This window comes from Bacillus sp. GZB (assembly GCF_001975995.1).
Classification (GTDB): domain Bacteria; phylum Bacillota; class Bacilli; order Bacillales; family Bacillaceae; genus Bacillus; species Bacillus velezensis.
Genome location: NZ_MTQG01000017.1, coordinates 422,890 through 448,925 on the forward strand (window position 1 = coordinate 422,890; position 26,036 = coordinate 448,925).

26 protein-coding genes are annotated in these 26,036 nt (G+C 45.2%); 19 read left to right on the forward strand and 7 right to left on the reverse strand.

Annotation, left to right across the window (positions count from 1 at the left end; all coding sequences use genetic code 11):
• Positions 1-211: 211 nt before the first annotated feature.
• From glyQ to BXO87_RS13205, 10 genes are all read left to right on the forward strand, one after another.
• Positions 212-1,099, forward strand: coding sequence for a glycine--tRNA ligase subunit alpha (gene glyQ / locus BXO87_RS13160; protein WP_003152984.1), 888 nt, complete (start codon positions 212-214; stop codon positions 1,097-1,099).
• Positions 1,092-3,131: a glycine--tRNA ligase subunit beta gene (glyS, locus tag BXO87_RS13165; RefSeq protein WP_038459236.1), complete on the forward strand. Its 2,040-nt coding sequence runs from the start codon at positions 1,092-1,094 to the stop codon at positions 3,129-3,131. Before glyQ ends, glyS begins: the two co-directional genes overlap by 8 nt.
• 100 nt (positions 3,132-3,231) lie before the next feature.
• Entirely contained in the window at positions 3,232-3,870 is a 639-nt protein-coding gene (gene ccpN, locus BXO87_RS13170) for a transcriptional regulator CcpN (protein WP_003152989.1), read from the forward strand.
• 25 nt (positions 3,871-3,895) lie between these two features.
• Positions 3,896-4,708 (forward strand): pyruvate, water dikinase regulatory protein, encoded by an 813-nt coding sequence (locus BXO87_RS13175; RefSeq protein ID WP_038459234.1) that lies wholly within the window; start codon positions 3,896-3,898, stop codon positions 4,706-4,708.
• A 255-nt stretch (positions 4,709-4,963) separates the two neighbouring features.
• On the forward strand, positions 4,964-5,470 hold the full coding sequence (locus tag BXO87_RS13180) for a YaiI/YqxD family protein (RefSeq protein ID WP_007612647.1): 507 nt from the start codon (positions 4,964-4,966) through the stop codon (positions 5,468-5,470).
• A gap of 21 nt (positions 5,471-5,491) precedes the next feature.
• Positions 5,492-7,303, forward strand: a complete 1,812-nt coding sequence (gene dnaG, locus BXO87_RS13185) for a DNA primase (RefSeq protein WP_007408290.1) — start codon at positions 5,492-5,494, stop codon at positions 7,301-7,303.
• A gap of 192 nt (positions 7,304-7,495) precedes the next feature.
• Positions 7,496-8,617 carry an RNA polymerase sigma factor RpoD gene (rpoD, locus tag BXO87_RS13190; protein WP_003152998.1) on the forward strand — a complete coding sequence of 374 codons (1,122 nt, stop codon included), beginning with the start codon at positions 7,496-7,498 and terminating at the stop codon, positions 8,615-8,617.
• 349 nt (positions 8,618-8,966) lie between these two features.
• A complete protein-coding gene (cccA, locus tag BXO87_RS13195) occupies positions 8,967-9,329 on the forward strand; it encodes a cytochrome c550 (RefSeq protein WP_038459232.1) in 363 nt (120 codons plus the stop codon).
• Positions 9,330-9,454: 125 nt separating this feature from the next.
• A complete protein-coding gene (locus tag BXO87_RS13200) occupies positions 9,455-10,159 on the forward strand; it encodes a tRNA (adenine(22)-N(1))-methyltransferase (protein WP_038460841.1) in 705 nt (234 codons plus the stop codon).
• Positions 10,152-11,273 carry a Nif3-like dinuclear metal center hexameric protein gene (locus BXO87_RS13205; protein WP_038459229.1) on the forward strand — a complete coding sequence of 374 codons (1,122 nt, stop codon included), beginning with the start codon at positions 10,152-10,154 and terminating at the stop codon, positions 11,271-11,273. Before BXO87_RS13200 ends, BXO87_RS13205 begins: the two co-directional genes overlap by 8 nt.
• A 20-nt stretch (positions 11,274-11,293) precedes the next feature.
• On the opposite strand, the gene BXO87_RS13210 is transcribed toward BXO87_RS13205, so the two are convergent.
• A complete protein-coding gene (locus BXO87_RS13210) occupies positions 11,294-12,238 on the reverse strand; it encodes a 4-hydroxy-3-methylbut-2-enyl diphosphate reductase (protein ID WP_038459227.1) in 945 nt (314 codons plus the stop codon).
• Positions 12,239-12,360: 122 nt separating this feature from the next.
• Positions 12,361-13,056, reverse strand: coding sequence for a VrrA/YqfQ family protein (gene vrrA / locus BXO87_RS13215; RefSeq protein WP_038459225.1), 696 nt, complete (start codon positions 13,054-13,056; stop codon positions 12,361-12,363).
• 165 nt (positions 13,057-13,221) lie between these two features.
• Between vrrA and BXO87_RS13220 the strand changes: the two genes are divergently transcribed.
• Complete coding sequence (locus BXO87_RS13220; RefSeq protein ID WP_038459223.1) at positions 13,222-14,538, forward strand: DEAD/DEAH box helicase; 1,317 nt, start codon at positions 13,222-13,224, stop codon at positions 14,536-14,538.
• An 11-nt stretch (positions 14,539-14,549) separates the two neighbouring features.
• Positions 14,550-15,443 (forward strand): deoxyribonuclease IV, encoded by an 894-nt coding sequence (locus BXO87_RS13225; protein ID WP_038459221.1) that lies wholly within the window; start codon positions 14,550-14,552, stop codon positions 15,441-15,443.
• A gap of 32 nt (positions 15,444-15,475) precedes the next feature.
• Here BXO87_RS13225 and BXO87_RS13230 read toward each other — a convergent pair whose 3' ends face one another.
• Positions 15,476-15,730 (reverse strand): DUF2624 domain-containing protein, encoded by a 255-nt coding sequence (locus tag BXO87_RS13230; protein ID WP_003153013.1) that lies wholly within the window; start codon positions 15,728-15,730, stop codon positions 15,476-15,478.
• A gap of 118 nt (positions 15,731-15,848) precedes the next feature.
• On the opposite strand from BXO87_RS13230, the gene BXO87_RS13235 reads away from it, so the two are divergent.
• A complete protein-coding gene (locus BXO87_RS13235; RefSeq protein ID WP_007408296.1) occupies positions 15,849-16,730 on the forward strand; it encodes a YitT family protein in 882 nt (293 codons plus the stop codon).
• 123 nt (positions 16,731-16,853) lie between these two features.
• The gene (gene zur / locus BXO87_RS13240) at positions 16,854-17,264 is read left to right on the forward strand and encodes a zinc uptake transcriptional repressor Zur (RefSeq protein ID WP_003153018.1); all 411 of its coding nucleotides are present in this window, start codon (positions 16,854-16,856) and stop codon (positions 17,262-17,264) included.
• A 30-nt stretch (positions 17,265-17,294) separates the two neighbouring features.
• On the opposite strand, the gene BXO87_RS13245 is transcribed toward zur, so the two are convergent.
• Positions 17,295-17,876, reverse strand: a complete 582-nt coding sequence (locus BXO87_RS13245) for a nucleotidase (protein WP_007408297.1) — start codon at positions 17,874-17,876, stop codon at positions 17,295-17,297.
• Positions 17,877-18,009: 133 nt separating this feature from the next.
• Between BXO87_RS13245 and BXO87_RS13250 the strand changes: the two genes are divergently transcribed.
• The gene (locus tag BXO87_RS13250) at positions 18,010-18,387 is read left to right on the forward strand and encodes a DUF308 domain-containing protein (RefSeq protein ID WP_087920773.1); all 378 of its coding nucleotides are present in this window, start codon (positions 18,010-18,012) and stop codon (positions 18,385-18,387) included.
• A gap of 33 nt (positions 18,388-18,420) precedes the next feature.
• On the opposite strand, the gene ispG is transcribed toward BXO87_RS13250, so the two are convergent.
• The 3 genes from ispG to BXO87_RS13265 all read right to left on the reverse strand — a co-directional run bounded on the left by ispG (position 18,421) and on the right by BXO87_RS13265 (position 20,830).
• On the reverse strand, positions 18,421-19,539 hold the full coding sequence (gene ispG, locus BXO87_RS13255) for a flavodoxin-dependent (E)-4-hydroxy-3-methylbut-2-enyl-diphosphate synthase (RefSeq protein WP_169510269.1): 1,119 nt from the start codon (positions 19,537-19,539) through the stop codon (positions 18,421-18,423).
• A 132-nt stretch (positions 19,540-19,671) separates the two neighbouring features.
• Positions 19,672-19,974, reverse strand: coding sequence for a LysM peptidoglycan-binding domain-containing protein (locus tag BXO87_RS13260; RefSeq protein WP_025285006.1), 303 nt, complete (start codon positions 19,972-19,974; stop codon positions 19,672-19,674).
• A 91-nt stretch (positions 19,975-20,065) separates the two neighbouring features.
• Positions 20,066-20,830, reverse strand: coding sequence for a DUF1189 domain-containing protein (locus BXO87_RS13265; RefSeq protein WP_038459219.1), 765 nt, complete (start codon positions 20,828-20,830; stop codon positions 20,066-20,068).
• A gap of 158 nt (positions 20,831-20,988) precedes the next feature.
• On the opposite strand from BXO87_RS13265, the gene BXO87_RS13270 reads away from it, so the two are divergent.
• The 4 genes from BXO87_RS13270 to pbpA all read left to right on the forward strand — a co-directional run bounded on the left by BXO87_RS13270 (position 20,989) and on the right by pbpA (position 25,900).
• The gene (locus tag BXO87_RS13270; protein WP_038459217.1) at positions 20,989-21,471 is read left to right on the forward strand and encodes a DUF456 domain-containing protein; all 483 of its coding nucleotides are present in this window, start codon (positions 20,989-20,991) and stop codon (positions 21,469-21,471) included.
• A 165-nt stretch (positions 21,472-21,636) separates the two neighbouring features.
• Positions 21,637-22,242, forward strand: a complete 606-nt coding sequence (gene sodA, locus BXO87_RS13275; RefSeq protein ID WP_003153025.1) for a superoxide dismutase SodA — start codon at positions 21,637-21,639, stop codon at positions 22,240-22,242.
• A 119-nt stretch (positions 22,243-22,361) separates the two neighbouring features.
• Positions 22,362-23,651 (forward strand): MFS transporter, encoded by a 1,290-nt coding sequence (locus tag BXO87_RS13280; protein WP_007612614.1) that lies wholly within the window; start codon positions 22,362-22,364, stop codon positions 23,649-23,651.
• Positions 23,652-23,752: 101 nt separating this feature from the next.
• Positions 23,753-25,900, forward strand: coding sequence for a penicillin-binding protein 2A (gene pbpA / locus BXO87_RS13285; RefSeq protein WP_038459214.1), 2,148 nt, complete (start codon positions 23,753-23,755; stop codon positions 25,898-25,900).
• Positions 25,901-26,036 lie beyond the last annotated feature (136 nt).

Genomic DNA, 26,036 nt, shown 5'->3' on the forward strand with positions numbered 1-26,036 from the left:
TTAGGGCAGTGTAAGCTAAGGATGAGCGCGCAACGAAAGGCATTCTCGAGCAACCCTTTAAAAAGAGGCTGAGTGATTCACATCCTCAGCAACTAGGGTGGAACCGCGGGAGAACTCTCGTCCCTATGTTTGCGGCCGGCAAGCATAGAGACGGGAGTTTTTTGGTTGCCGCCGCACTTGTAAAAGAATGGAGAAAGTGGAGGTGCTTGAAATGAACATTCAAGATATGATTTTAACCTTGCAGAAGCACTGGTCGAATGAAGGCTGTGTGCTCATGCAGTCGTATGATGTGGAGAAAGGCGCAGGCACAATGAGCCCGTATACATTTTTACGAAGCATCGGGCCGGAACCGTGGAGAGTGGCTTACGTTGAGCCGTCCAGACGGCCTGCGGACGGACGGTACGGTGAAAACCCGAACAGGCTCTATCAGCATCACCAATTCCAAGTCATTATCAAGCCGTCGCCTGATAACATTCAAGAGCTTTACCTTGATTCATTGCGTGCGCTCGGCATTGACCCGCTTGAACATGATATCCGTTTCGTAGAAGACAACTGGGAAAACCCGTCTTTAGGCTGTGCAGGTCTCGGCTGGGAAGTATGGCTTGACGGGATGGAAATTACTCAGTTTACATACTTCCAGCAGGTGGGCGGAATTGAATGTAAACCGGTATCCGTTGAAATCACATATGGTATTGAACGTCTCGCGTCATATATTCAGGATAAAGAAAACGTCTTTGATCTTGAATGGACGTCAGGATTTACTGTGAAAGATTTATTTATGATGGCTGAATATGAGCATTCCGTTTATACTTTTGAAACATCTGACGTGGATATGCTTTTCCATTTGTTCAGCACCTATGAAAAAGAAGCGATCAGACAAATGGATAACGGGCTCGTGCATCCGGCCTATGATTATGTGCTGAAATGCTCTCACACATTTAATCTGCTCGATGCAAAAGGCGCGATCTCGGTGACAGAGCGGACGGGTTATATCGGCCGTGTCCGCAACTTAGCGAGAAAAGTGGCAAAAACGTATTATGAAGAACGGGAAAAATTAGGGTTCCCAATGCTTAAAGAGGAGGGCTCTTCCCATGAGTAAACAAGACTTGCTTTTAGAGATCGGACTCGAGGAAATGCCGGCGCGGTTTTTACATGACAGCATGGTGCAGCTCGGTGAAAAGCTGACCGGCTGGCTGGCTGAAAAAAATATCGCCCACGGCGAAGTGAAACTTTTTAATACGCCGAGACGTCTGGCAGTATATATAAAAGACGTAGCAGAAAAACAGGCTGATATTCAGGAAGAAGCAAAAGGCCCGGCGAAAAAAATCGCTCAGGATGCTGACGGAAACTGGACAAAAGCCGCTATCGGATTTTCAAAAGGCCAAGGCGCCGAAGTGGATGACCTGTATATAAAAGATGTAAACGGCACGGAATATGTCTTCGTTCAAAAATTCCAGGCGGGACAAGAGACGAAGACACTTTTACCGCAGCTGGAAAATTTGATTGCCGGAATGCATTTTCCGAAAAACATGCGCTGGGGCACGCAGGATCTGCGCTATATCCGTCCGATCAAATGGATTGCCGCTCTCTTTGGGAAAGACGTCATCCCGTTTGAAATCACAAATGTCGAGACGGGCCGGCACACGCAGGGACACCGCTTTCTCGGCCAAGAAGTATCTGTTGATGCACCGGCATCATACGAAAAGCTGCTGAAAGAACAAAGCGTCATTGCTGACCCGAAAGAACGCAAACAAATGATCCAAAGCCAGCTGGACGCGCTTGCGGCCGAGAAGAAATGGAATATTCCGATCGATGAGGACCTGCTGAACGAAGTCAACCATCTGGTGGAATACCCGACAGCGCTTTACGGATCTTTTGAATCCGAATTTCTTTCTATCCCTGAAGAAGTGCTTGTAACAACAATGAAAGAGCATCAGCGCTACTTCCCGGTAAAAGATGAAAACGGAAATCTGCTGCCTCATTTTATTACGGTAAGAAACGGGAACAGCCATGCAATTGAAAATGTTGCCCGCGGAAACGAGAAAGTGCTGAGAGCAAGGCTTTCAGATGCTGCGTTCTTCTACAAAGAAGACCAAAAGCTGAACATTGATGAAAACGTGAAGAAACTGGAAAATATCGTTTTCCATGAAGAGCTCGGCTCCCTTGGAGATAAAGTAAGAAGAGTGGCCGCCATTGCGGGCAAACTTGCCGTCCGCCTGAAAGCGGATGAACAGACGCAAAAACTTGTGAAGCGCGCCGCAGAGATTTCTAAATTTGACCTGGTTACACATATGATCTATGAGTTCCCAGAGCTTCAAGGCGTGATGGGAGAAAAATATGCGCGCATGCTCGGTGAAGATGATGCCGTCGCTGCCGCTGTCAATGAGCACTATATGCCGAGAGCAGCCGGGGGAGAAGTGCCTTCAACCTTTACCGGCGCGGTTGTGGCTTTAGCTGATAAACTGGACACGATTGCTTCCTTCTTCAGCATTGACGTGATTCCGACAGGTTCTCAGGACCCGTACGGATTGCGCCGTCAGGCAAGCGGCATCGTTTCCATTCTGATCGACCGCAATTGGGGCATTTCGTTTAAAGAGCTGCTGTCATTGACAGAAACGGAAAAAGAAAATGAGCTCCTTGATTTCTTTACACAGCGTCTGAAATACGTCTTAAACGCTGAAGACATCCGTCATGACGTTATTGAAGCCGTTCTGGACAGCACAGAGCTTGAGCCGTATGCAGCCGTTCATAAGGCAAGAGTGCTTGAGAAGCACCTCGGCACACCCGGCTTCAAAGAAACGGCTGAATCACTCGGCCGGGTCATCTCCATCAGCAAAAAAGGCGAGAGTCGCGATGTCAAGCCGGATCTGTTTGAAAATGAACAGGAGAAAAAGCTGTATGACGCTTATCAAAAAACAAAAGACAGTGTCGCTGAAAGCTTTGTCTCCAAAAACTATGAACAGGCGCTTGCTGTGCTCAGCGGATTAAAGGAGCCGATCGAAGACTACTTTAATCACACGATGGTAAATGCGGACGATGAAACATTAAAAACCAACCGTTTAGCGCAAATGACCGCTCTTGCAGATGTGATCAAGTCTTTTGCTAATATGAATCATCTTATTGTAAAATAAAGAAAAAGACGGTTGCTGTGTGATCGGCAATCGTCTTTTCCCCTTTTACATAAACATCACAGAATGAAAACATAGATAAAGAAACCCTTCCATAAAGGTGGTGAGTACGATCGAATTAAATAAACGGCAAGAACAAATTTTACAGATTGTAAAGGAAAACGGCCCGATTACCGGAGAGCATATCGCAGAACAGCTCAATTTAACGAGGGCTACGCTGCGGCCGGACTTGGCCATACTCACCATGTCAGGCTTCTTAGAGGCCCGTCCGCGGGTCGGTTATTTTTATACGGGGAAAACGGGAAATCAGCTGCTTGCGGATAAACTGAAAAAGCTGCAAGTGAAAGATTTTCAATCGATCCCTGTTGTCATCAATGAGAATGTCTCGGTATACGATGCCATCTGCACCATGTTTTTAGAAGATGTCGGCACGTTATTTGTCGTAGATCGTGATGCTGTCTTAGTCGGTGTGCTGTCACGCAAAGATTTGCTGCGGGCGAGCATCGGCCAGCAGGAACTTGCCTCAATACCGGTTCATATTATCATGACAAGAATGCCGAATATCGCCGTCTGCCGGCGTGACGATTATGTGATGGATATCGCCAAGTATTTAATTGAAAAACAGATCGATGCCCTGCCCGTTATTAAAGATACGGATAAAGGCTTTGAGGTCATCGGCCGGTTTACCAAAACGAATATGACTAAGATACTTGTCAGTTTATCAGAAAATGAAATCATATAAGCTTGAAAACTAACGGGGGGATAACATGGACAATCGCATCATTTATGTAGTATCAGACTCAGTCGGAGAAACCGCCGAACTCGTTGTAAAAGCCTCGCTCAGCCAGTTTAACGGCTCAGCCGATGATACGCATATCAGAAGAATACCTTATGTGGAAGATATCGGCACCATTAATGAAGTCGTGTCTCTCGCCAAAGCGGACGGCGGCATTATTTGTTTTACGCTCGTTGTTCCTGAAATGCGCAAATACCTGGTTGAACAAGCGGAAAAAGCGAATGTGCTGTATTACGATATTATCGGTCCGCTCATCGATAAAATGGAATCGGCTTACGGTCTGACCGCCAAATATGAACCGGGCCGCGTCCGTCAGCTTGATGAAGATTATTTCAAAAAGGTCGAGGCGATTGAGTTTGCCGTCAAATATGACGATGGCAGGGATCCAAGAGGCATTTTAAAAGCTGATATCATCCTGCTCGGAGTATCCAGAACGTCTAAAACCCCATTATCACAATATCTTGCCCATAAGCGTCTGAAAGTGGCCAATGTGCCGATCGTTCCTGAGGTCGATCCGCCGGAAGAACTGTTCAGCGTTGATCCGAAAAAATGCATCGGCTTAAAAATCAGCCCTGATAAACTGAACCATATACGAAAAGAACGGTTAAAATCTCTCGGCTTAAATGACAAAGCCATTTACGCCAATATCAACAGAATTAAAGAAGAGCTGGAGTATTTTGAGAGAATCGTGGACCGGATCGGCTGCCAAGTCGTTGACGTTTCGAATAAAGCGGTCGAGGAAACAGCGAACATCATTCATCATCTCAAAACAAAGGGCCGATAACTCAGGACGCTTTATCCTGGGTTTTTGGGTATGCAAATAGGGAATAAACAAAAAGGATGGCATCTTCGCGAAGTTTGTATTATAATAAAAAATTGTGATAAAATGTTTATTTTTAGGTTTAAGCTTCGTGTGATACGAATAAACTATTATGGGTAAGATGTCAAGAATAACTCCCGGAAATTTTTCGACAAAGCTCAAAATAGATCCGCAGTCATGGAGCATATGCGATTTCGCTTGTTTTTATGCAGGAGATTGATGGAGGGATGGAGAATTAGTCTTCTAAATGAAAAAGAAAAGACGATTTTTGTCGATGCAGACGCATGCCCCGTAAAAGAGGAAATAATGCTCATTGCATCGCAATACAGCGTTCGGGTTATTTTCGTCGCATCATTTGAACACTACCAGCTTTCCAGAAGCAAAGACGAGAACTGGGTATACGTTGATCCTCATAAAGAAGCGGCAGATTTATATATCGCAAACCATGTGAGATCGGGAGACGTCGTAGTCACGCAGGATATCGGTTTAGCCTCTCTTTTGCTGAACAGAAATATTGCCGTCTTATCGGAAAGGGGCCGTTCTTATACTGAAGACACGATTGACTTCGCTCTGATGAGCCGTCATATGTCAGGCAAAATGAGAAGAAGCGGCATTCATTCCAAAGGACCTAAAAAATTAAATAAAGAAGATCGGAATCGATTTGTTACCCTGCTTAAAAAAATCCTGTCGAATGATGAAGGGATTTCAAATCAAAGCATCGAATAATGTACGACGGAGTGTTATAAGATGGGAAACCGCATACCAGATGAAGTAGTTAATCAGGTGCAGCAGTCAGCAGACATTGTTGAAGTCATAGGTGATTATGTCCAATTGAAAAAGCAAGGCCGCAACTACTTTGGGCTCTGTCCGTTTCACGGGGAAAACACGCCCTCGTTTTCCGTCTCCAGCGATAAGCAGATCTTTCATTGCTTCGGATGCGGTGCGGGCGGGAACGTTTTCTCTTTCTTACGGCAGATGGAAGGCTATTCATTTACGGAAGCTGTTTCTCACCTTGCGGATAAATATCAGATTGATTTCCCTGATGATATAACGATTCACTCTGCATCCAGGCCTGAATCTTCCGGAGAGCAGAAGATGGCGGAAGCCCACGAGCTTCTGAAGAAATTTTACCATCATTTGCTAATAAATACAAAGGAAGGCCAGGAAGCGTTAGATTACCTTTTATCAAGGGGTTTTACGAAAGAGCTCATAGATGAGTTTGAAATCGGCTACGCGCTGGATTCCTGGGATTTCATGACGAAATTCTTGAAAAAGCGCGGTTTTGAGGAAGAACTGATGGAAAAAGCGGGTCTGCTGATCAGAAGGGAAGACGGCAGCGGGTATTTTGACCGTTTCAGAAACAGAATTATGTTTCCCATTCATGATCACCACGGAGCCGTGGCGGCTTTTTCAGGAAGGGCGCTCGGAAGCCAGCAGCCGAAATATATGAACAGCCCGGAAACGCCGCTGTTTCATAAATCTAAGCTGCTGTATAACTTTCATAAAGCGCGCCTGCCGATCAGGAAAGAGGAGAGAGCCGTTCTGTTTGAAGGATTCGCTGACGTCATATCCGCCGTCAGCTCAGGCGTAAAAGAAAGTATCGCCACAATGGGGACGTCGCTCACCGAAGAACATGTGAAAATCCTCAGAAGAAATGTTCAGGAGGTCATTCTCTGCTACGATTCGGATAAAGCCGGGTACGAAGCTACGCTGAAAGCGGCCGGCCTGCTCCAGAAAGCCGATTGTAAGGTAAGAGTAAGCATGCTGCCTGACGGGCTTGATCCTGATGATTATATCAGAACCCGGGGCGGAGAAAAATTCCGGACCGATATCATTGATGCAAGCGTTACGGTCATGGCTTTTAAAATGCAGTATTTCCGCAAAGGGAAAAACTTATCTGACGAAGGAGACCGGCTCGCTTACATGAAAGAAGTGCTGAAAGAAATCAGCGCTCTTTCCGGGTCGCTTGAGCAGGAAATGTATGTGAAGCAGCTCGCCTCGGAATTTTCTCTTTCGGTAGAATCTTTGACGGAACAGCTTTCCATCTACGCCAGACAAAACGCCCCCGGCGACAAAAACGCCGAACCGCAGACAAGACGGGCCAGGGTGACGACAAAAGCGAAACGGCGCCGTCTCCGTCCCGCCTATGAGAACGCGGAAAGACTTCTGCTCGCTCATATGCTGAGAGACCGAAACGTCATAAAGAAAGTGATTGAGCGTGTCGGCTTTGAATTTAACATTGACGGACATCGTGCGCTGGCAGCATACCTGTACGCTGTTTATGAAGAGGGCGCTGACATGACGCCGCAGCATCTTATGGCGAGAATGCAGGATGAGGAAATCAGCCAGCTGCTTTCAGATATAGGGATGCTCCAAGTAAACGAGGAGCTCTCAGAGGCCGAGTTATCCGATTACGTAAAAAAAGTGTTGGATCACCGAAAATGGTCAATGATAAAGGAAAAAGAAGCAGAAAGAGCGGATGCGGAGAGGCAGAAAGACTTCGTGAAAGCTGCGTCTCTGGCTCAAGAAATTGTTGCATTGAACCGATCATTAAAGTAACACCAAAAAGAGGCTTGCGTTCTGATTGGCAATGATTCCTTGCGGAGGAGCAAATAGATCGCTTAACCTCATCATGAATTGTCATTTATTATCCGCAGCCCTGCATGCTGAAAAAGAGAGAAGGCTTCCGGGTCGGATAAGAAACATACCGCTTTTAGAATTCGTTGCAAGCTTTGGAAGGAGGGATCCATAATGGCTGATAAACAAACCCACGAAACAGAAACAGAACTTACATTAGACCAGGTAAAAGAGCAGCTTACTGAAACTGGAAAAAAACGTGGCGTTTTAACATATGAAGAAATTGCTGAACGCATGTCCAGCTTTGAAATTGAATCAGACCAAATGGATGAGTATTATGAATTTTTAGGAGAACAAGGTGTTGAATTAATTAGTGAAAATGAAGAAACGGAAGATCCTAATATTCAACAGCTTGCCAAAGCCGAAGAAGAATTTGACCTTAATGACCTCAGCGTACCGCCTGGTGTAAAGATCAATGATCCAGTCCGCATGTACCTTAAGGAAATCGGACGGGTAAATCTTCTTTCTGCTAAAGAAGAAATCACCTACGCTCAAAAAATTGAAGAGGGTGACGAGGAATCTAAACGCAGACTGGCTGAAGCAAACCTTCGTTTAGTTGTCAGCATTGCTAAACGGTATGTCGGCCGCGGCATGCTTTTCTTAGACTTGATCCAAGAAGGAAACATGGGTCTCATGAAAGCAGTCGAGAAGTTTGACTACCGTAAAGGATATAAATTCAGTACGTATGCGACTTGGTGGATCAGACAGGCGATTACACGCGCCATCGCTGACCAGGCGAGAACAATCCGTATCCCGGTTCACATGGTGGAAACCATCAACAAATTAATCCGGGTGCAGCGTCAGCTTCTTCAGGATCTTGGCAGAGAGCCGACACCGGAAGAGATTGCTGAAGACATGGATCTTACGCCTGAAAAAGTCCGTGAAATATTAAAAATTGCTCAAGAGCCTGTTTCTTTAGAAACGCCGATCGGTGAAGAAGACGACTCACATCTCGGTGACTTCATCGAAGACCAGGAAGCGACATCTCCGTCGGATCATGCGGCATATGAGCTTTTAAAAGAACAGCTGGAAGATGTGCTGGATACGTTGACAGATCGTGAAGAAAACGTGCTGCGTCTCCGTTTCGGTCTGGATGACGGGCGCACAAGAACTTTGGAAGAAGTCGGCAAAGTGTTTGGAGTAACGAGAGAGCGTATTCGCCAAATTGAAGCAAAAGCGCTTCGCAAATTGAGACATCCGAGCAGAAGCAAACGTCTGAAGGATTTTCTCGAATAGAATGGAACGGGTCTTTTTGATCCGTTCTTTTTTATGTATAAGATATATGGATAATATACCTTTATTTTACTGGATAAGCATATGTTTTGCAAATGAGTTCGGAAAAAATGCGGCATGTCCTGAAAGGGGGAAAATGAGATAAGTTTATTTATATTCTTTATTGTAAGCGTATACAATTCATTATACAATAGAATAAAGATAATTTTGTGATAAACAAAACAGTTATTTTGCTTTTTGTATAAATTGTGAAATCAATGAAATTGCTGAGCAAGACCATTTACTTTTTGTAAAAATAAGTTAGAATTAGAAGTGTTTACATAGGGGGAGAATGAAAAAGGGGGATGGAGATATGAAGTGGAATCCGCTGATTCCTTTTTTGCTCATTGCAGTGCTGGGAATAGGGCTGACTTTCTTTTTAGCTGTAAAAGGCAATGGAGATGCGCATCAGATCGCAAGCGGCGATGAAAGCAAAAATGCCGAGAAGGAAACTGCAAACGCTTCACCTGAAGAGATTTATAAAGCGAACTGCATCACCTGTCACGGGGAAAACTATGAAGGTGTGTCAGGGCCGAACTTAAAAGGCGTCGGCAAAAGAAAAGATGTCGCTGAGATTAAAACAAAAATTGAAAAAGGCGGCAACGGGATGCCCGCGGGCCTTGTGCCGGCCGAAAAGCTGGATGACATGGCAAAATGGGTTTCTGACATTAAATAAAGCTTTACCGGTCCCTATATAAAAGACATATGAAAAACTCTATCCGCCGCTTGGATTCCGGGCGGTTTTTTTATATGATAGTAAAGGAAAAAGAACCTGAGAAAAGTTGTGATATTGTGAATGAAATGAAGTTATCTAAAAGATTGCAGTCTGTGGCGGAATATATCCCTCCGGGTGCCCTGGTTGCTGATATCGGGTCAGACCACGCGTATCTTCCTTGCTATGCCGTTTTGAATCATTTGGCAAGCCGGGCAATCGCCGGTGAAATTACAGACGGGCCGTATCTATCCGCCAAACAGCAGGTGGAAAAACTGGACTTAAGCACTCTTATCTCCGTAAGGAAAGGTGACGGGCTGAGCGTCCTTGAAAAAGGAGAAGCCGGCGCCATTACAATCGCTGGCATGGGCGGAGCGCTGATCGCTCATATTTTGGAGTCCGGAAAAACGAAATTGACGGGGCGTGAACGGCTGATTCTGCAGCCGAATATTCATGCCGTTCATATAAGAGAGTGGCTGTATCAGGAAGGCTATGAACTGCTTGATGAAGTGATTCTCGAAGAAGACGGAAAGTGTTATGAAATCCTCGTTGCGGAAACTGGCGACCGTGATGCGCCGTATCGGGACGTGCCGATGGCTGCCGGAATGCTTGCGGGTCCGTTTTTATTAAAAGAGAGGAATGAAGTGTTTCTTCGGAAATGGAGCCAGGAACTTAAGCATACTGAACAAATTTATGAACAGATCAGCCGCAGCGCAAAGCATGAAAACCATGAAAAATTAGCTGAGTTGAAAGAGCGGATTTCTCTACTCAAGGAGGTAATCGGACATGCCTAAACATGTGAACGGACAGGAAATCATCCAGCTGTTTGAACAATTTTCACCGAAGGTTTTTGCGGTGGAAGGAGATAAAATCGGTCTGCAGATCGGTACATTGAATAAGCCGGTGAAAAATGTCATGATGACACTGGATGTTCTGGAACAAACGGTAGATGAAGCCATTGAGAAAAAAGTTGACTTAATTATCGCCCACCATCCGCCGATTTTTCGGCCGCTTAAACAGATCACCACTGATCAGCCTGGCGGAAGACTGATTGAGAAATGTATAAAGCATGATATTGCCGTATATGCCGCTCATACGAATCTTGATGTGGCGGACGGCGGTGTGAACGATCTGCTTGCCGAAGCTCTCGGCCTGACAGACACAGAGGTGCTCGTCCCGACATATTCGGACCCGCTGAAAAAGCTTGCCGTATATGTTCCGAAAGACTATGAAGAAGCTGTAAGAACTGCACTTGGCAACGCCGGAGCGGGACATATCGGCAATTACAGCCATTGCGCGTTCTCCTCTGAGGGAATCGGCAGCTTTAAGCCGCTGGACGGGGCAGAACCGTTTATCGGACAGACGGGAGAACTGGAGCTCGTCCATGAAGTGAGACTTGAGACCGTTTTTCCGGCAAGTATGGAGAGAACCGTCGTAAAAGCGCTGAAAAAAAGCCATCCGTATGAAGAGGTGGCATATGATATTTATCCGGTGGAGCAGTCTCCGCTTGAAAAAGGGCTCGGCCGCATCGGAAAACTTCAGCAAGATATGACGCTTGAAGAGTTTGCGCTGTTTGTGAAAGAAAAGTTTGACGTTAACGGAGTCCGGATGGTCGGAGAGCGAAACAGCAAGGTGAAAAAAGTCGCGGTTCTTGGCGGTGACGGAAATAAATATATTTATCAGGCAAAGCGGAAGGGTGCAGATGTTTACGTGACGGGCGATCTTTATTTCCATGTAGCGCATGATGCGATGATGATGGGATTAAACGTCGTGGACCCGGGGCATTATGCTGAAAAGATCATGAGAAAAGGCACGGCTGAGAAGCTTACGGCAATGGCCGGAGAGAAAAACTATGATGTGCGCATTTTCGCTTCCGAAACAGATACAAACCCATTTACCTTCTTATAAAAAAACTGAGGCCTCGGGCCTCAGTTTTTTATTTTTACTTTCGGAAGGATTTTTTTAAGCGGCACACTGTGTTCAAGCTGCCATGTCGATTCATCGTTGTGGTCAAACTGCTCTAAAAAGCGGATGACTTCCTTTGTAATCGGTGTCGGTGTTGATGCGCCTGCGGTAACGGCGATGGTATTGACGTCTTTCAGCCATTCGAGCTTCAGTTCACTGATGTCTCCGATTCGGTAGGCTTTTGTTCCGGCGATTTCTTCTGACACTTGCGCCAGTCTGTTGGAGTTATTGCTTTTCGGATCGCCGACAACAATGGTTAAGTCCGCTTTCTTTGCCTGCTCTGAGACAGCTTCTTGACGAACCTGTGTAGCCAGGCAGATTTCCTGATGATATTCCACGTGCGGGTACTTTTCTTGAACTGATTCCATAATATCATGGACGTCCCACTGGGACATGGTCGTTTGGTTTGTAACGATTAATTTCTCAGCCTGAATATCGAGGTTTCTCACGTCTTCCTCTGTTTCAACGAGATGAACGATTTCAGGAGCGACGCCGACGGCTCCTTCAGGCTCGGGGTGGCCTTTTTTACCGATGTATATGACGTGATAGCCTTCAGCTTTTACTTTTCGGATTAAGTCATGTGTTTTCGTGACGTCCGGGCATGTGGCGTCAATCGTAACAAGCCCTTTTTCCTCAGCGGCTTTTCTTACTTCCGGAGATACCCCGTGAGCCGTGAAAATAACGGTTCCTTTTTCCACCTGCTTTAAAATCTCCAGACGGTTTGTGCCGTCAAGCGTGTAAATGCCGTCTTCCTCAAACGCATCTGTGACATGCTTATTATGAACAATCATTCCGAGTATATATATAGGTCTTGGCAGTGTTTTATCGAGTGACGCGTTTTTGGCTATGACCATGGCATCAACAACGCCGTAACAGTAGCCGCGCGGCGATATTTTGATAACGTCCAATGTAGATGTCCTCCTATCAAAAGTGAGTGTAGAGGCAATATAAAAAGCCGTAGTTAAACGGCTCAAATCTTGCATTCTTCTGATCTCATTATAGCTAATCTTTCGTGAGATATCAAAGAATGTTAAATATATAATTTCGGCTTTGATCTGCCCGATGTTCTTTTTGGACGCGGCTGTTCCGCTGAGTCTGCCTGTGCGGCGTCTTTTTCTTTTGAAGCGGATGCTTTTTCAGACGTCTTCTTTGATGTTTTGGATGAGGCGTCTGATTTGTTTTCATCTTCTGTTTCATCTGTTTTTTCAGCTTCATCCTTTTTGTCCTGTTCGTCTGTTTCTTTCGTCTCGTCAGATTCATTCTCGTCATCACTGCTGCTTAATTGGCTGTAAAGCTTCATCATGGCGGGCAGACTCCGTACTAAAGGACCGTACTGCTGGATCATCGGCGTAACCTGCTGCGCCACGCCGAGCACCTTCTGAACGTTGCCGAGCATGCTCGACAGGGATGCCGGACTTGCCAGGTTCTGTATTCCCTGCAGTCCTGCACCTGCTCCTCCGCTGGCCGCCGCCGGTGCCGACGCGGCAGCGCTTCCTCCTCCTGAACCGGGTAAAAAACGGGAAAGCATCCCTTTTAAGCCCCCTCCGCCGCCCGTGCCTGCGTTTCTCAGGCCCGCTCCGGCCATCTGCTGCTGAGGGAAAAGCTGCCGTCCCTGCTGCATCAGCTGCCGTCCCGGCAATGACGGTCTTCCTCCCATCATCATACGTGGATTCATAAACGGCCGTCCCTGCTGCGCCATATTTCTCATCGGCTGCTGTGGAAACATACTTGTACCTCCTTTCTGTCTCTCTGCTATTACAATATGCATCGGGGGGGGCATTTGCTTTTCTGTCTCGAAAACAGGATTCCCCCAAGACATGGTGTTTTTAAGTAAAATCGGTTATAATGTGATGATGGACACAGAATGTGCCGCTTTAAGGAGCTGGGAAAAATGAAAGAAACTAAATTTGATGGATACAATTTAAAACCGTTTATTATAGATGCAGTTCACCGCCTTGGTTTTTATGAACCGACAGATATTCAAAAGCGTCTGATACCTGCCGTACTGAAAAACGAAAGCGTGATCGGGCAGTCCCAGACGGGGACGGGGAAAACCCACGCCTATTTATTGCCAATTTTGAATCGGATTGATCCGGGTTCTGATACGGTACAGGCCGTTATCACGGCGCCGACGAGAGAGCTTGCCAATCAGATTCATCAGGAAGCGCTCAAAATCACACAGGGTGCGGAAGATGAGCCGATCCGGACAAAATGCTTCATCGGCGGGACGGACAAGCAAAAATCAATTGATAAGCTGAAAACACAGCCTCATCTCGTCGTCGGAACGCCGGGCCGGATCGCGGATCTGATTAAGGCGCAGGCATTGAACGTCTATAAAGCGCAGTCTCTCGTCATTGACGAAGCTGATCTGATGCTTGATATGGGCTTTTTAGAAGACGTTGATTATATCGGATCGCGTATGCCGGAAGAACTGCAGATGCTTGTGTTCTCAGCTACGATTCCGGAAAAGCTGAAGCCGTTTTTGAAAAAGTATATGGAAAATCCGAAGTATGCGCATGTTGAGCCGAAAAGAATCACAGCCGAAAAGATTGAACATGTGTTGGTTCCTTCTAAACAGCGTGATAAAGACAAACTGCTTTTTGATATGATGTCTCATCTGAATCCTTATCTGGGCATTGTGTTTGCAAATACGAAAAACACGGCTGACCATATTGCGAAATACCTGACTGAAAAAGGAATGAGGGTCGGTCTTCTGCATGGGGGATTAACGCCGCGTGAGCGCAAAAAGGTAATGAAGCAGATTAATGATCTGGAGTTCACTTATGTCATTGCGACAGACCTTGCGGCTAGAGGAATTGACATTAAAGGCGTAAGCCACGTCATCAACTACGAGCTTCCGGACGATCTGGATTTTTATGTTCACCGCGTCGGGAGAACTGCACGCGCCGGTTCATCAGGCCAAGCACTGACCATTTATGAGCTTTCTGACGAAGATGCGCTCGTAAGACTCGAAAAGATGGGCATTGTGTTTGACTATGCGGAGCTTGTAAACGGCGAATGGAAGAAAGGCGATGACCGCCACCGCCGTAAAAATCGCAAAAAGACGGCAAATGAGGCTGACCAAATTGCGAAACGCCTCGTGAAAAAGCCGAAAAAAGTAAAGCCGGGCTATAAAAAGAAAATGAGCTACGAAATGGAAAAAATTAAAAAGAAGCAGAGAAGAAACAAATCTAACAGAGGAAAGTAGGGGGAATCGGGTTGCTGAAAATAGGCTCACACGTCTCAATGAGCGGAAAACATATGCTCCTTGCCGCAAGCAAGGAAGCTGTTTCGTACGGGGCGAATACATTTATGATCTATACGGGCGCTCCCCAAAACACGCGCCGCAAAAAAATTGAAGACTTGAATATCGAAGCGGGCCGCGCCCATATGAAGGAAAACGGTATCGACGAGATTGTCGTGCATGCGCCGTACATCATTAACATCGGAAATACGACAAATCCGGCAACATTTGAGCTGGGCGTTGATTTTCTGCGTTCTGAAATTGAAAGAACAGCAGCGATCGGCGCGAGACAGATCGTGCTTCATCCAGGAGCGCATGTCGGAGCCGGAGCTGAAACGGGCATCAAAAAAATCATTGAAGGTCTAAACGAAGTGATTGTTCCCGAGCAAAACGTGCAGATTGCGCTGGAGACAATGGCGGGCAAAGGATCAGAATGCGGGAGAAGCTTTGAAGAGCTGGCCGAGATCATTGCGGGAGTCACGCATAATGAACATCTATCCGTCTGCTTTGACACTTGCCACACCCATGACGCCGGGTATGATGTCGCTAATGATTTTGACGGTGTTCTTAACGAGTTTGATAAAATCGTCGGCATCGATCGGATAAAAGTCCTTCATGTTAACGACAGTAAAAATATTAAAGGCGCCCGGAAAGACCGCCATGAAAATATCGGGTTCGGAGAGATCGGTTTTGACGCTCTGCAGTACATCGTTCATCACGAGCAGCTTGCCGATATTCCGAAAATCCTCGAAACACCGTATGTAGGCGAAGACAAGAAAAATAAGAAGCCGCCGTACCGTTTTGAAATCGAAATGCTGAAAGAAAAACAGTTTGATAAGGAGCTTCTTGAAAAAATATCAGCTCAATAAGAAAGAAAGGAGGGGCGGGTGTCCCTCCTTTCTTACCCTGAGAATTGATTGAAAAGTTCGTCAACTTTCCGCGCCGTTTCTTTTGAGGTTATCGTTTCCACTTTTTTCAGGAGGCGCAGCCGCTCCTGTTCATCAAAAATATTGATGTTTTTTCCGTGCATCAGAGCCGCTACCTCAGCCGCTTGACTCCTCGTAATGCTGATTCCGTATTGCTTGGAATATTTCAGCAGATCGTCCGCAGTGACTTGATTGAGCCGCTGCAAAATAATTCTTTGTATTAAAATCATCGATACTTTCACCTCTTTAGACATAATGTATTGAGCAGATCATTAAAATGTTACAGCTTTTAATGGTAAAATAAAGTTGCTTACTGTTTAAAATAGTTATTATAGGAAAGGAGATTTTATGACCCCAAATAAACAGCATAAAAGAGAATCATTTTTACACTTTATCTTCAGGGTCATTATGATTCTGATCGGGGCGGGTTCAGCCGCCGTAAGTATTGAATTGTTTCTGGTCCCTAATAATTTTATCGACGGAGGCATTATCGGTGTTTCATTAATTTTAGACCACCTCTTTATGTCCAATCCCCTCCTCAATTTTGCCTTATTCGTTGTGTTACTCAACATTCCATTTATGATTTTCGGATATAAATATATCGGAAAAACATTTCTCATCTCTACTGTTATCGGAATCGTCGGTTTAGCGCTGATTGAATCCTCATTGCACCATGTGGAGGCCATTACGACCCAGCCTATTTTGGCGACGGTATTCGGGGGGCTTTTGCTCGGTTTCGGGGTAGGCCTTGTCATCCGAAACGGAGGCTCGATGGACGGTACTGAAATCCTCGGTATCCTTCTCACGAAAAAGCTGCCCTTTTCAGTCGGGGAATTCGTTATGCTCATCAATGTGTTTATTTTCATTTGGGCCGGTTTTGTGTTCGGTCCGGAGCAGGCAATGTATTCTTTCATGACTTATTATATTGCCATGAAAACGATTGACGCCGTCATCCAGGGGCTTGATGAAACAAAAGCGGTCATTATTGTTGCAGAGCAATATGCTGAGATCTCAGATGCTATATTGCACCGGCTTGGACGGGGAACCACCAAACTTCAGGGTAAAGGCGGATATACGGATGAAACCAAAGAAGTCATTTACGCGGTCGTGACAAGGCTTGAAGTGACTAAATTGAAATCCATTGTGTTTGAAATTGATAAAAACGCCTTTATTACGATCATGAATACCCATGAAACGAGGGGCGGTAAGTTCAAAACCGCGATTCACTAGGCTTTCATTTACTTTTCATCATTTTATAGGTATAATTTGATACATCATAAGAAAATGGCCTGCTGTTCAGACAGCTGCCATTTTCTTTTTGGAGCGATACCGTGTTGTAAAGGGGAGGTCCTCATGAACGTACAAGAAGCGTTGAACCTGCTGAAAGAAAAAGGGTATAAATATACGAGTAAGCGAGAAGACATGCTGCAGCTTTTTGCTGATTCTGATAAATATCTGACCGCCAAAAACGTGCTTGCCGCATTAAATGACGACTATCCGGGTCTGAGCTTTGATACCATATACAGAAATCTTTCGTTATATGAAGAACTCGGCATTTTGGAAACGACGGAGCTTTCCGGAGAAAAACTGTTCCGTTTTACATGCTCTTATACCCATCATCATCACCATTTTATCTGTTTAACCTGCGGGAAAACGAAGGAAATTGAGTCCTGTCCGATGGATAAGCTGCACGATGATTTGGAAGGGTATGAAATCAGCGGCCATAAGTTTGAAATTTACGGCACCTGTCCGGCGTGCCGATAAAAAACCTCCTGCTTATACAGGAGGTTTTTTTCAGCTTTTAACATGCTGAAAGCTATGTTTGTTTTTATTAATCCAGGCGACGGCTTCAAGCCAATTCTGCACCCTGATAATATTGGAATCGATGGGGAGCTGATTATATGGGGAGTTAAAAAGGATAACCGGAATGCCTGCTTCTTTTGCAATCATTGTCGCATTGCCGTGGTGATCTTCGAAAAATAAATCAATGCCGTGTTTTTTGACTGCTTCCACTTTGTGATGGCCTCCGACAAGCTCAATGTGATCGTAATGAATGTCCCGGTTTGCAAACCAGTCCAGCGTAACATCTTCTAAGTGGCCGCGTCTTGCCGTAATGTAGATCAGACGGTGCTCTTCTTTCAGTCCGTCCAGTGCCTGCTTGGCAAATTCCGCGAGTTTCGCTTCTTTATATATGGCTGCTTCATGAACGTTCATCCATTCCCAAAATTCCTCGTCTGTAATGTTCAAAAGCTTCGTCAGATCATAATCAGTCATATCATCCAAGGTAATGGAAAGATGAAATGAGCGGTTTAAATAAGGGACAAATGTATCCTGTGCCGTAACTGTGCCGTCAATATCTATACCTAACCGTAACATGTCCACACTCCTATAAATTCATCCCTTCAAGTGTAACATAAACAATTAACAATACCAGAAAAGTTTAGCAAACATGAATCCGTAAAAAACGCGGAAACTAAAAAAGCTCCTTTCATAAAAGAAAAAGGGGGAATTGAAGGTGGCATACGATTACGAAAATCGAAAAGGCAACGACTACTATGTGGATCATGGATCGGAAGGAACCGATATCACGCGTGATGTTTATTCAGAAGAAACAGCGGCTGAAATTTCAGAGCCATATCGTGCTTCTGACCGGGCAGCAGACCGTGATGATAACCGGGACGGAGTAAGTGAAGGCCGGGGGATAGGGTATGCAGCATTGGCTATTTCTATCATTTCCCTGTTTGTGCTCCCTGTTTTATTAGGGGCATGCGGCATTATCGTCGGCTATATCGCCAGAAGAAGAGGAGCAGGCGCTTTAGGCGGATGGGCGATGGGAATCGGTATTGTTTCCCTTGTGCTCGGCATCTTCATTACACCGTTTTTTTAACACAACGCAAAAAAAAGCTTGGCGGAATATCCGTCAAGCTTTTTGTGTTTCTTGTTCTGCTTTTGCTTTTTCCGCTTCAAGCTTTGCGTAGTGTTCTTCTGCCAGCTTGTCGATTTCTTTTTTCAGCTCCTCGACCATGGTTTCTTCAGGGACTTTGCGGACGATTTGGCCTTTGCGGAAAAGAAGACCTTCGCCGCGCGCGCCGGCAATCCCGATATCGGCTTCTCTTGCTTCGCCCGGTCCGTTAACGGCACATCCGAGAACCGCTACTTTAATCGGCGCTTTGACTTTAGAAATGTATTCTTCCACTTCATTTGCGATGCTGATGAGATCAATTTCGATCCGTCCGCATGTCGGGCATGAAATAAGCGTAGCCGCGTTTGAAGCGAGACCGAATGATTTCAACAGTTCTCTGGCTACTTTTACTTCTTCAACCGGGTCGGCGCTCAGAGAGATCCGGAGCGTGTTTCCGATTCCTTTGCTTAAAATCGCTCCGAGTCCGGCCGCGCTTTTTACCGTTCCGGCAAACAGCGTGCCCGATTCTGTAATTCCGAGGTGGAGCGGATAATCAAATGCTTTTGACGCTTTTTCGTATGCTTCTATGGCGAGATTGACGTCAGACGCTTTCATGCTGACGATGATGTCATGAAAGTCAAGGTCTTCCAGGATTTTGATATGATGAAGCGCACTCTCAACCATTCCGTCAGCAGTCGGATAGCCGTATTTTTCTAAAATGCGCTTTTCCAAAGAACCCGCGTTTACACCGATCCGGATCGGAATACCTTTTTCTTTCGCCGCTTTTACGACGGCTTCCACTTTTTCGCGGCGGCCGATGTTACCCGGGTTGATTCTGATTTTGTCGGCGCCGCCCTCAATTGCTTTTAATGCAAGCTTGTAGTCAAAATGAATATCGACAACGAGAGGGATGGAAATTTGTTTTTTGATGTCGGCAATCGCGTTAGCGGCGCGTTCGTCCGGACATGCCACCCGGACAATTTGGCAGCCGGCTTCGGCTAAACGGTTGATTTCCGCAACTGTTGCTTCTACGTCGTGTGTTTTGGTCGTCGTCATACTCTGAATGACGACTTCGTTATTTCCGCCTATTGTTAAAGGTCCCACTTTGACGGGACGCGTTTTTGTACGATGTGTGATTTCACTCACTTGTCAATCGCTCCTTAATTGTAGTTACCGCTTTTGCAGGCTGAGCCTTTTACATGTCAGGCAACTTCTATTTACATGTTATATTGTAACAGTGTATTTGCCGAACTGACAAGAAATTAACGTTTAATTGCGGTAGACGGGGAATTTATAAGCGGTGCCTGCCCGAATGGCGTTTGCTTTTACATTCGGATTCAGCGCTTCAAAATCTTGTGCAATATCATCAGGCGCTTTATGTGCGCCGACTATCGACATCACCGTATCGCCTTTTTTGACCGTAACCGTTCTGTATGAAGCTTCCTGTTTTGCTGGCTGTGCCGCCGCTGCGTATGCTGGAAGGTCTTGAGAAGGGATCGTGCCGATTTTAAGATCGTAAAAGATAATGAATATCACAAATAAACTGCCGAATACAAAAGTAAGCCGCTTCATTCCAACCGCCTCCCGCATACATTTTTACTTCATTGTATGCTTGTCCCATTTTGTTCATGACAAAAAAGAAGACCGCCGGGGGCAGTCTTTGTTACACAGCTGTTTTTCTTGGCGGTATCTCTTTTAAGACGAGGAAAAGGATGATAAAGTTTACAAACCAATTCACTAAAAATTCACTCGGCACTGTAATAACAAGCGCGCGCATGATCGTAAAGAATATGGTCGAAAGTGTAATGGAATAAGCCGAAAGCTTCCAGAGCTGCTGGTAATTCAATGTCTTTCTTTGCGCATTTTTCAATATCAGGCCGATGACAGCGAGAAATGATACTTCAATGAATTTTCCGGCCGCTGTCATGATGAACAGCAAAACGGACAGGACGGTGACGATCATTGTTTTATTTTGGTTTAATGCTGATATGATTTCTTTTTTTGTGATATCAGCAGGCATCAGCGAATAATTCATTTCTGTCGCCTGTCCGTCTACAGCAAGCACCATTTTATTTTTCAAAATGCCGATCGCGTTTTGTTTCGCCGCTATTTGTTTCGCGCCGTAAGCATCTGTCGGATCAAACACGATGACAAAGCCGTTCGCTTCCGTTTCCTTAGAGGCGGACGCTTTCGTCTGCAATTCTCCGTTTGAAATGCTGAAATCAGGGAAATCTTTCTTTAACACGGTTTTGAAACCGTTCATTGAGTTTACGGTGCCGGAGCAAAGGTAATAAGCGCTTGGCAGCGTAAAAAGGACAGACAGCAAAAATACATAAAGGATCGCTTTTCCTATCCCCTGAAACCGTGTTTTTGCAATATCCACCGGAGAGTATGTACTTTTCAATAAAGCCGTAAATATGTTCAACATCTTCACTTCCTAGCCTAAACTGGTATATGTTGCTTATTGTATCGTTCACAGGGGATGAACACAAGTGAGAGTATTTAAAGCGGTGATAAGGAATCATACATAATAAGATAAAGCGGGAAGCGGTGATCGCCCGCAAAACAAAGGAGGGTGTTTTTGTCATGAGTGTTTTGTATTGGCTGATTATCATTGCAGTCTTCGTCATTGCTTTTATCGGACTTGTATATCCGGTGATTCCAAGCGTTATTTTTATTGTGGCCGGTTTTCTTCTCTACGGATTTTTGTTTTCTTTCAGTCCTTATTCTTACCTGTTTTGGCTCATTGAGGCGGTATTTGCGGCCGTTTTATTCGCAGCTGATTATGTGTCAAATTTACTTGGCGTTAAAAGGTACGGAGGAAGCAGGGCGGCAATCTGGGGAAGCACGATCGGATTATTGGTCGGGCCCTTCGTTATTCCCGTGGCAGGCATTATATTAGGCCCGTTTATCGGTGCTCTCTGCGCTGAGGTGTTTGTTCATCAAAAGGATATCAAGTCCGCGGCAAAAGTGGGGCTCGGCTCGTTAATCGGCTTTTTAACAAGTGTCGCGGCAAAAGGCGTCATTCAGCTCTTTATGATCGGATATTTCTTATGGACGGTGCTTTAGAAAGGTTTAATTTCGGCCGTGAACGGATAAAGTGTAATATGTCTGCTGGAATCGCCGGATTGTGAGCTTTTTCATTGATTACCACGCTTTCTTTTGTTACATTGAGATTAGAAAAGTTCGCGTTAAGCGGCATTTCAGTACATATATTTAAAGGAGGAAAAAATTATGGCTTACAAACTTCCAGAATTGCCTTACGCTTATGATGCTTTAGAACCGCATATCGATAAGGAAACAATGACGATTCACCATACGAAGCACCATAACACATACGTGACAAACCTCAACAAAGCGATCGAAGGATCAGCGCTTGCAGAGAAATCTGTAGATGAGCTTGTTGCTGATTTGAACGCAGTGCCGGAGGACATCCGCACGGCAGTCCGCAACAATGGCGGCGGACATGCAAACCACTCTTTATTCTGGACTCTTTTATCTCCGAACGGCGGAGGCGAACCGACTGGTGAGCTTGCTGAAGAGATCAAAAGCACGTTCGGAAGCTTCGATCAATTCAAAGAAAAATTCGCGGCAGCAGCTGCAGGCCGTTTCGGTTCAGGCTGGGCTTGGCTCGTTGTAAACAACGGCAAACTTGAAATTACAAGCACGCCAAACCAAGATTCACCGCTTTCAGAGGGTAAAACACCTGTTCTCGGTCTTGATGTTTGGGAGCACGCTTACTACCTGAACTACCAAAACCGCCGTCCTGATTACATTTCAGCTTTCTGGAATGTTGTGAACTGGGATGAAGTTGCCCGTCTTTACAGCGAAGCAAAATAATTGAGTTGAATGATCACAAGGTCTCCCGCGGGAGGCCTTGTTTTTTTATTGACTTTGATTCCTTTTACATATCTCAGTTTGAGTGAGACAAACTAATGTGTAGTAAAGGGGAGTCAATGATGAGCAAAATAAAAAAAATTATCGGCGACATCGAAATAAATAAAGGGCTGCTGCTGCTATTGACGATTGGCGGCCTTTACTCATTGGGCATCGCGCTGTCAAATACATTTGTCAACGTGTATTTGTGGAAGCAGTCGGGAAAATTTATTGATTTGGCCATATACAATTTGTCGGTCGTAACGATGCAGCCGATTACCTTTCTGCTGGCTGGCCGGCTGGCTAAAAAAATTGACAGGGTGTTTATTCTCAGGTTCGGCGTTATCTTTTTGGCCGCTTTTTATTTAAGTGTGCTGCTTGCCGGAGAAACTGCGGCTTCCCGTCTCGTTTTGATAGGGGCCGTGCTCGGAGTGGGATACGGCTTTTACTGGCTGGCTTTTAATGTGCTGACTTTCGAAATCACGGAACCGGAAACGAGAGATTTTTTTAACGGGTTTTTAGGCATTTTGTCTTCATCGGCGGGCATGATCGGTCCGATTGTGGCCGGATATGTCATTTCAAGACTTGAAAACAATACGGGTTATACAATCATTTTCAGCCTGTCGCTCGGCTTATTTGCCCTTGCCGTGGTCATGAGCTTTTTTCTGAAGCGGAGGGAGTCGAAAGGCCGGTTTATGCTGAAAAAAGTTTTTGATGAGCGCCACACGAATCTGAATTGGCGCCGGATTACCAACGCGCACTTTTTTCAAGGCTTGAGAGAAGGGATTTTTGTTTTTTTAATCAGCGTATTTGTATTCATTGCGACAAACAGTGAGCTGGCGCTCGGAACCTTCGGCCTCGTCAATTCCGCGGTTTCTTTTTTTGCTTATTATTTTGCATCAAGGCTCATCAAAAAAAGAGCGCGAAAAAAGGCGATTCTTATCGGCGGATTGATCTTGTACGGCGCCCTGTTTCTCATCATTTTTAAAATGAGCTTCACGACGCTCCTTTTGTACGGAGTGTTTATTGCGATCGGCTATCCAGTTCTGCTCGTGCCGTATGTCTCGCTTACATATGATGTGATAGGCCGGGCGCGGCTTGCCAGAAAAGCCAGAATTGAATACATTGTGCTCAGGGAGTTATTTTTAAATGCGGGCCGGATCGTTTCCATCCTTTGTTTCCTTGTAATCGTTACATTGTTCAAGGAAAAAGTGGGAATACCGGCGGCGCTCGTGCTGCTCGGAGCCGGCCATCCGCTGATTTATTACTTTATAAAAGACATCAAACTGGATACGGAAACTTCTGATGAAACAGTAGAAGAAGACCGACAAAAACAGGCGGCGGAACCGAATTTTATAAAAGGAGAAAGATAAAAGGGTTATCTGTAGAAAAATATCGAAAAAACCTTTAGAATGAAAAATGGCACCTGAACAGAAGGTGTCATTTCTTTCTGTAAATAAGAAAAGGTGATGTCATGAGGAGAAATAAAAAGAAAATAGCTGTAAACAAAGAAAAGAAAAAATCACTGCCGATCCGGCTTAATTTTTTGTTTTTGGCCGCGTTTCTTATTTTCACTTGGATTATCGTCGAGCTTGGCATCAAGCAGATCGTTCAGGGTGATGATTATAAAAACGCCGCCAATAAGCAGGAGGAGTCTGATGTCAGCACGGCGGTTCCGAGAGGGAAAATATACGACCGGAACCTAAATCCCATCGTAACGAATAAAGCATTAAATGCGATTACATATACACGTTCAGCCTCAACCACCCAGGCACAGCGTTTAAAAATCGCAAAAAAACTGTCGGGTATGATTAAGGTAAGCACCAAAAAGGTGACTGAGCGGGATAAAAAAGACTATTGGATGTTAACGAGGCCTGATGAAGCGAAAAAACTGATTACGGCCGAAGAAAAGCAAAAAGCTGAAGACAAAAAACTGTCTGACGATGATTTATATCAGCTTCAGCTGAAACGCATCACAGACAAACAGCTGAATGAACTCACTTCAAAAGACATGCAGATCCTTGCGATCAAAAGGCAGATGGATTCAGGCTACTCCCTGACGCCTCAATACATCAAAAATGAAGGCGTGTCGGCAAAAGAAATGGCCGTCGTCAGCGAACATTTAGATGAACTGCCGGGAGTTGACGTGACGTCTGACTGGGAACGGTCTTATCCTTATAAAAGCCTGATCCGGACATTGCTCGGCAGTGTATCCAGTTCGAACGAAGGTCTTCCGTCCAACCTGCTGGATCATTATCTGTCACTCGGCTACAGCCGGAATGACAGGGTCGGAAAAAGCTATTTAGAATATCAATATGAAAGCCTGCTGCAGGGCCAAAAAGAGAAAGTGCAGAACTTAACCGACTCATCCGGAAATGTCACGGGCAGCAAAGTGATTTCAAAAGGACAGGCCGGCAAAGACCTTGTTTTATCCATTGATATGGACCTGCAGAAATCCGTTGAAAAAATCATTGAGAAAAATTTAAAATCGGCAAAAGCGAGACCGAGCACGAAGCTTCTTGATCGGGCCTTCGTCGTCATGATGAACCCGAAAAACGGAGAAGTGCTGACGATGGCCGGCAAACAGATTACGAATGACCATGGAAAGTACAAAATTAATGATTATGCCCTCGGCGCAATGACTTCCTCCTACGCAATGGGATCGGCGGTCAAAGGAGCGACGGTGTTGACCGGACTGCAGACGGGCGCGATTAATTTGAACACCGTTTTTCAGGATGAACCTATGTATTTCAAGGGAAGTAAAAACCCGAAAAAATCATGGACGAATTTAGGTCCCGTAGATATCGAAAAAGCGCTTCAGGAATCATCAAACGTGTTCATGTTCAAAACGGCGATTGCTGTCGGTAAAGGGGAGTACAAAAAAGGCCAGTCCCTGCCGCTTGATATGAAGGCATTCGATACTTTCAGATACTACTTCAATCAGTTCGGACTCGGAGTTAAGACAGGAATTGATCTCCCGAATGAAGCGACCGGGTACCAAGGATCACAGCGAATTTCCGGTCTTCTGTTAGACTTTGCCATCGGACAGTATGATACGTTTACACCGCTGCAAATGGCGCAGTATGTATCTACAATCGCCAATGGAGGCTATCGTTTGAAGCCTCAGCTTGTAAAAGAGGTCAGGCAGCCTGATTCGAAAAAAGGAATCGGAGCCGTTGTAGAGTCTGTTCAGCCCCAAGTACTGAACAAGATTGATATGAATAATGCAGATATTAAAGAAGTGCAGGCGGGTTTCAGACGCGTCATGACAAAAGGGACAGCCGCAACTGATTTTGCGACGGCGACATACAGTCCTGCCGGTAAAACGGGTACGGCGCAATCTTTCTATGACGGTCCGGACAAATCAGAGACGGGTGAAGGAACGTATAATACGACTCTTGTCGCTTATGCACCTGCGGATAATCCGGAAGTGGCTATTTCTGTAGTCGTTCCTTGGGCCTATATTGATTACAGCGATCGATATTCGATTACGAATGATATAGGGAGAGCAGCTCTGGACAAATACTTTGAGCTGAAAAAGAAACAAGAAGATAATAATACGAAGCAGAAAAACGAAGATAAAATTCAGGAAGACGCTGAAAACGGCAATACAAACAACTAATAGAAAAACGCTCACAATCTGTGAGCGTTTTTTTTATACAAAAAAACATCCGGATTTACAAAACCTTAACACTTGATTTATACGCATTTTACAAGAACCCTTTACTCTAGACCTGTAGGACAAATTACACATTAAA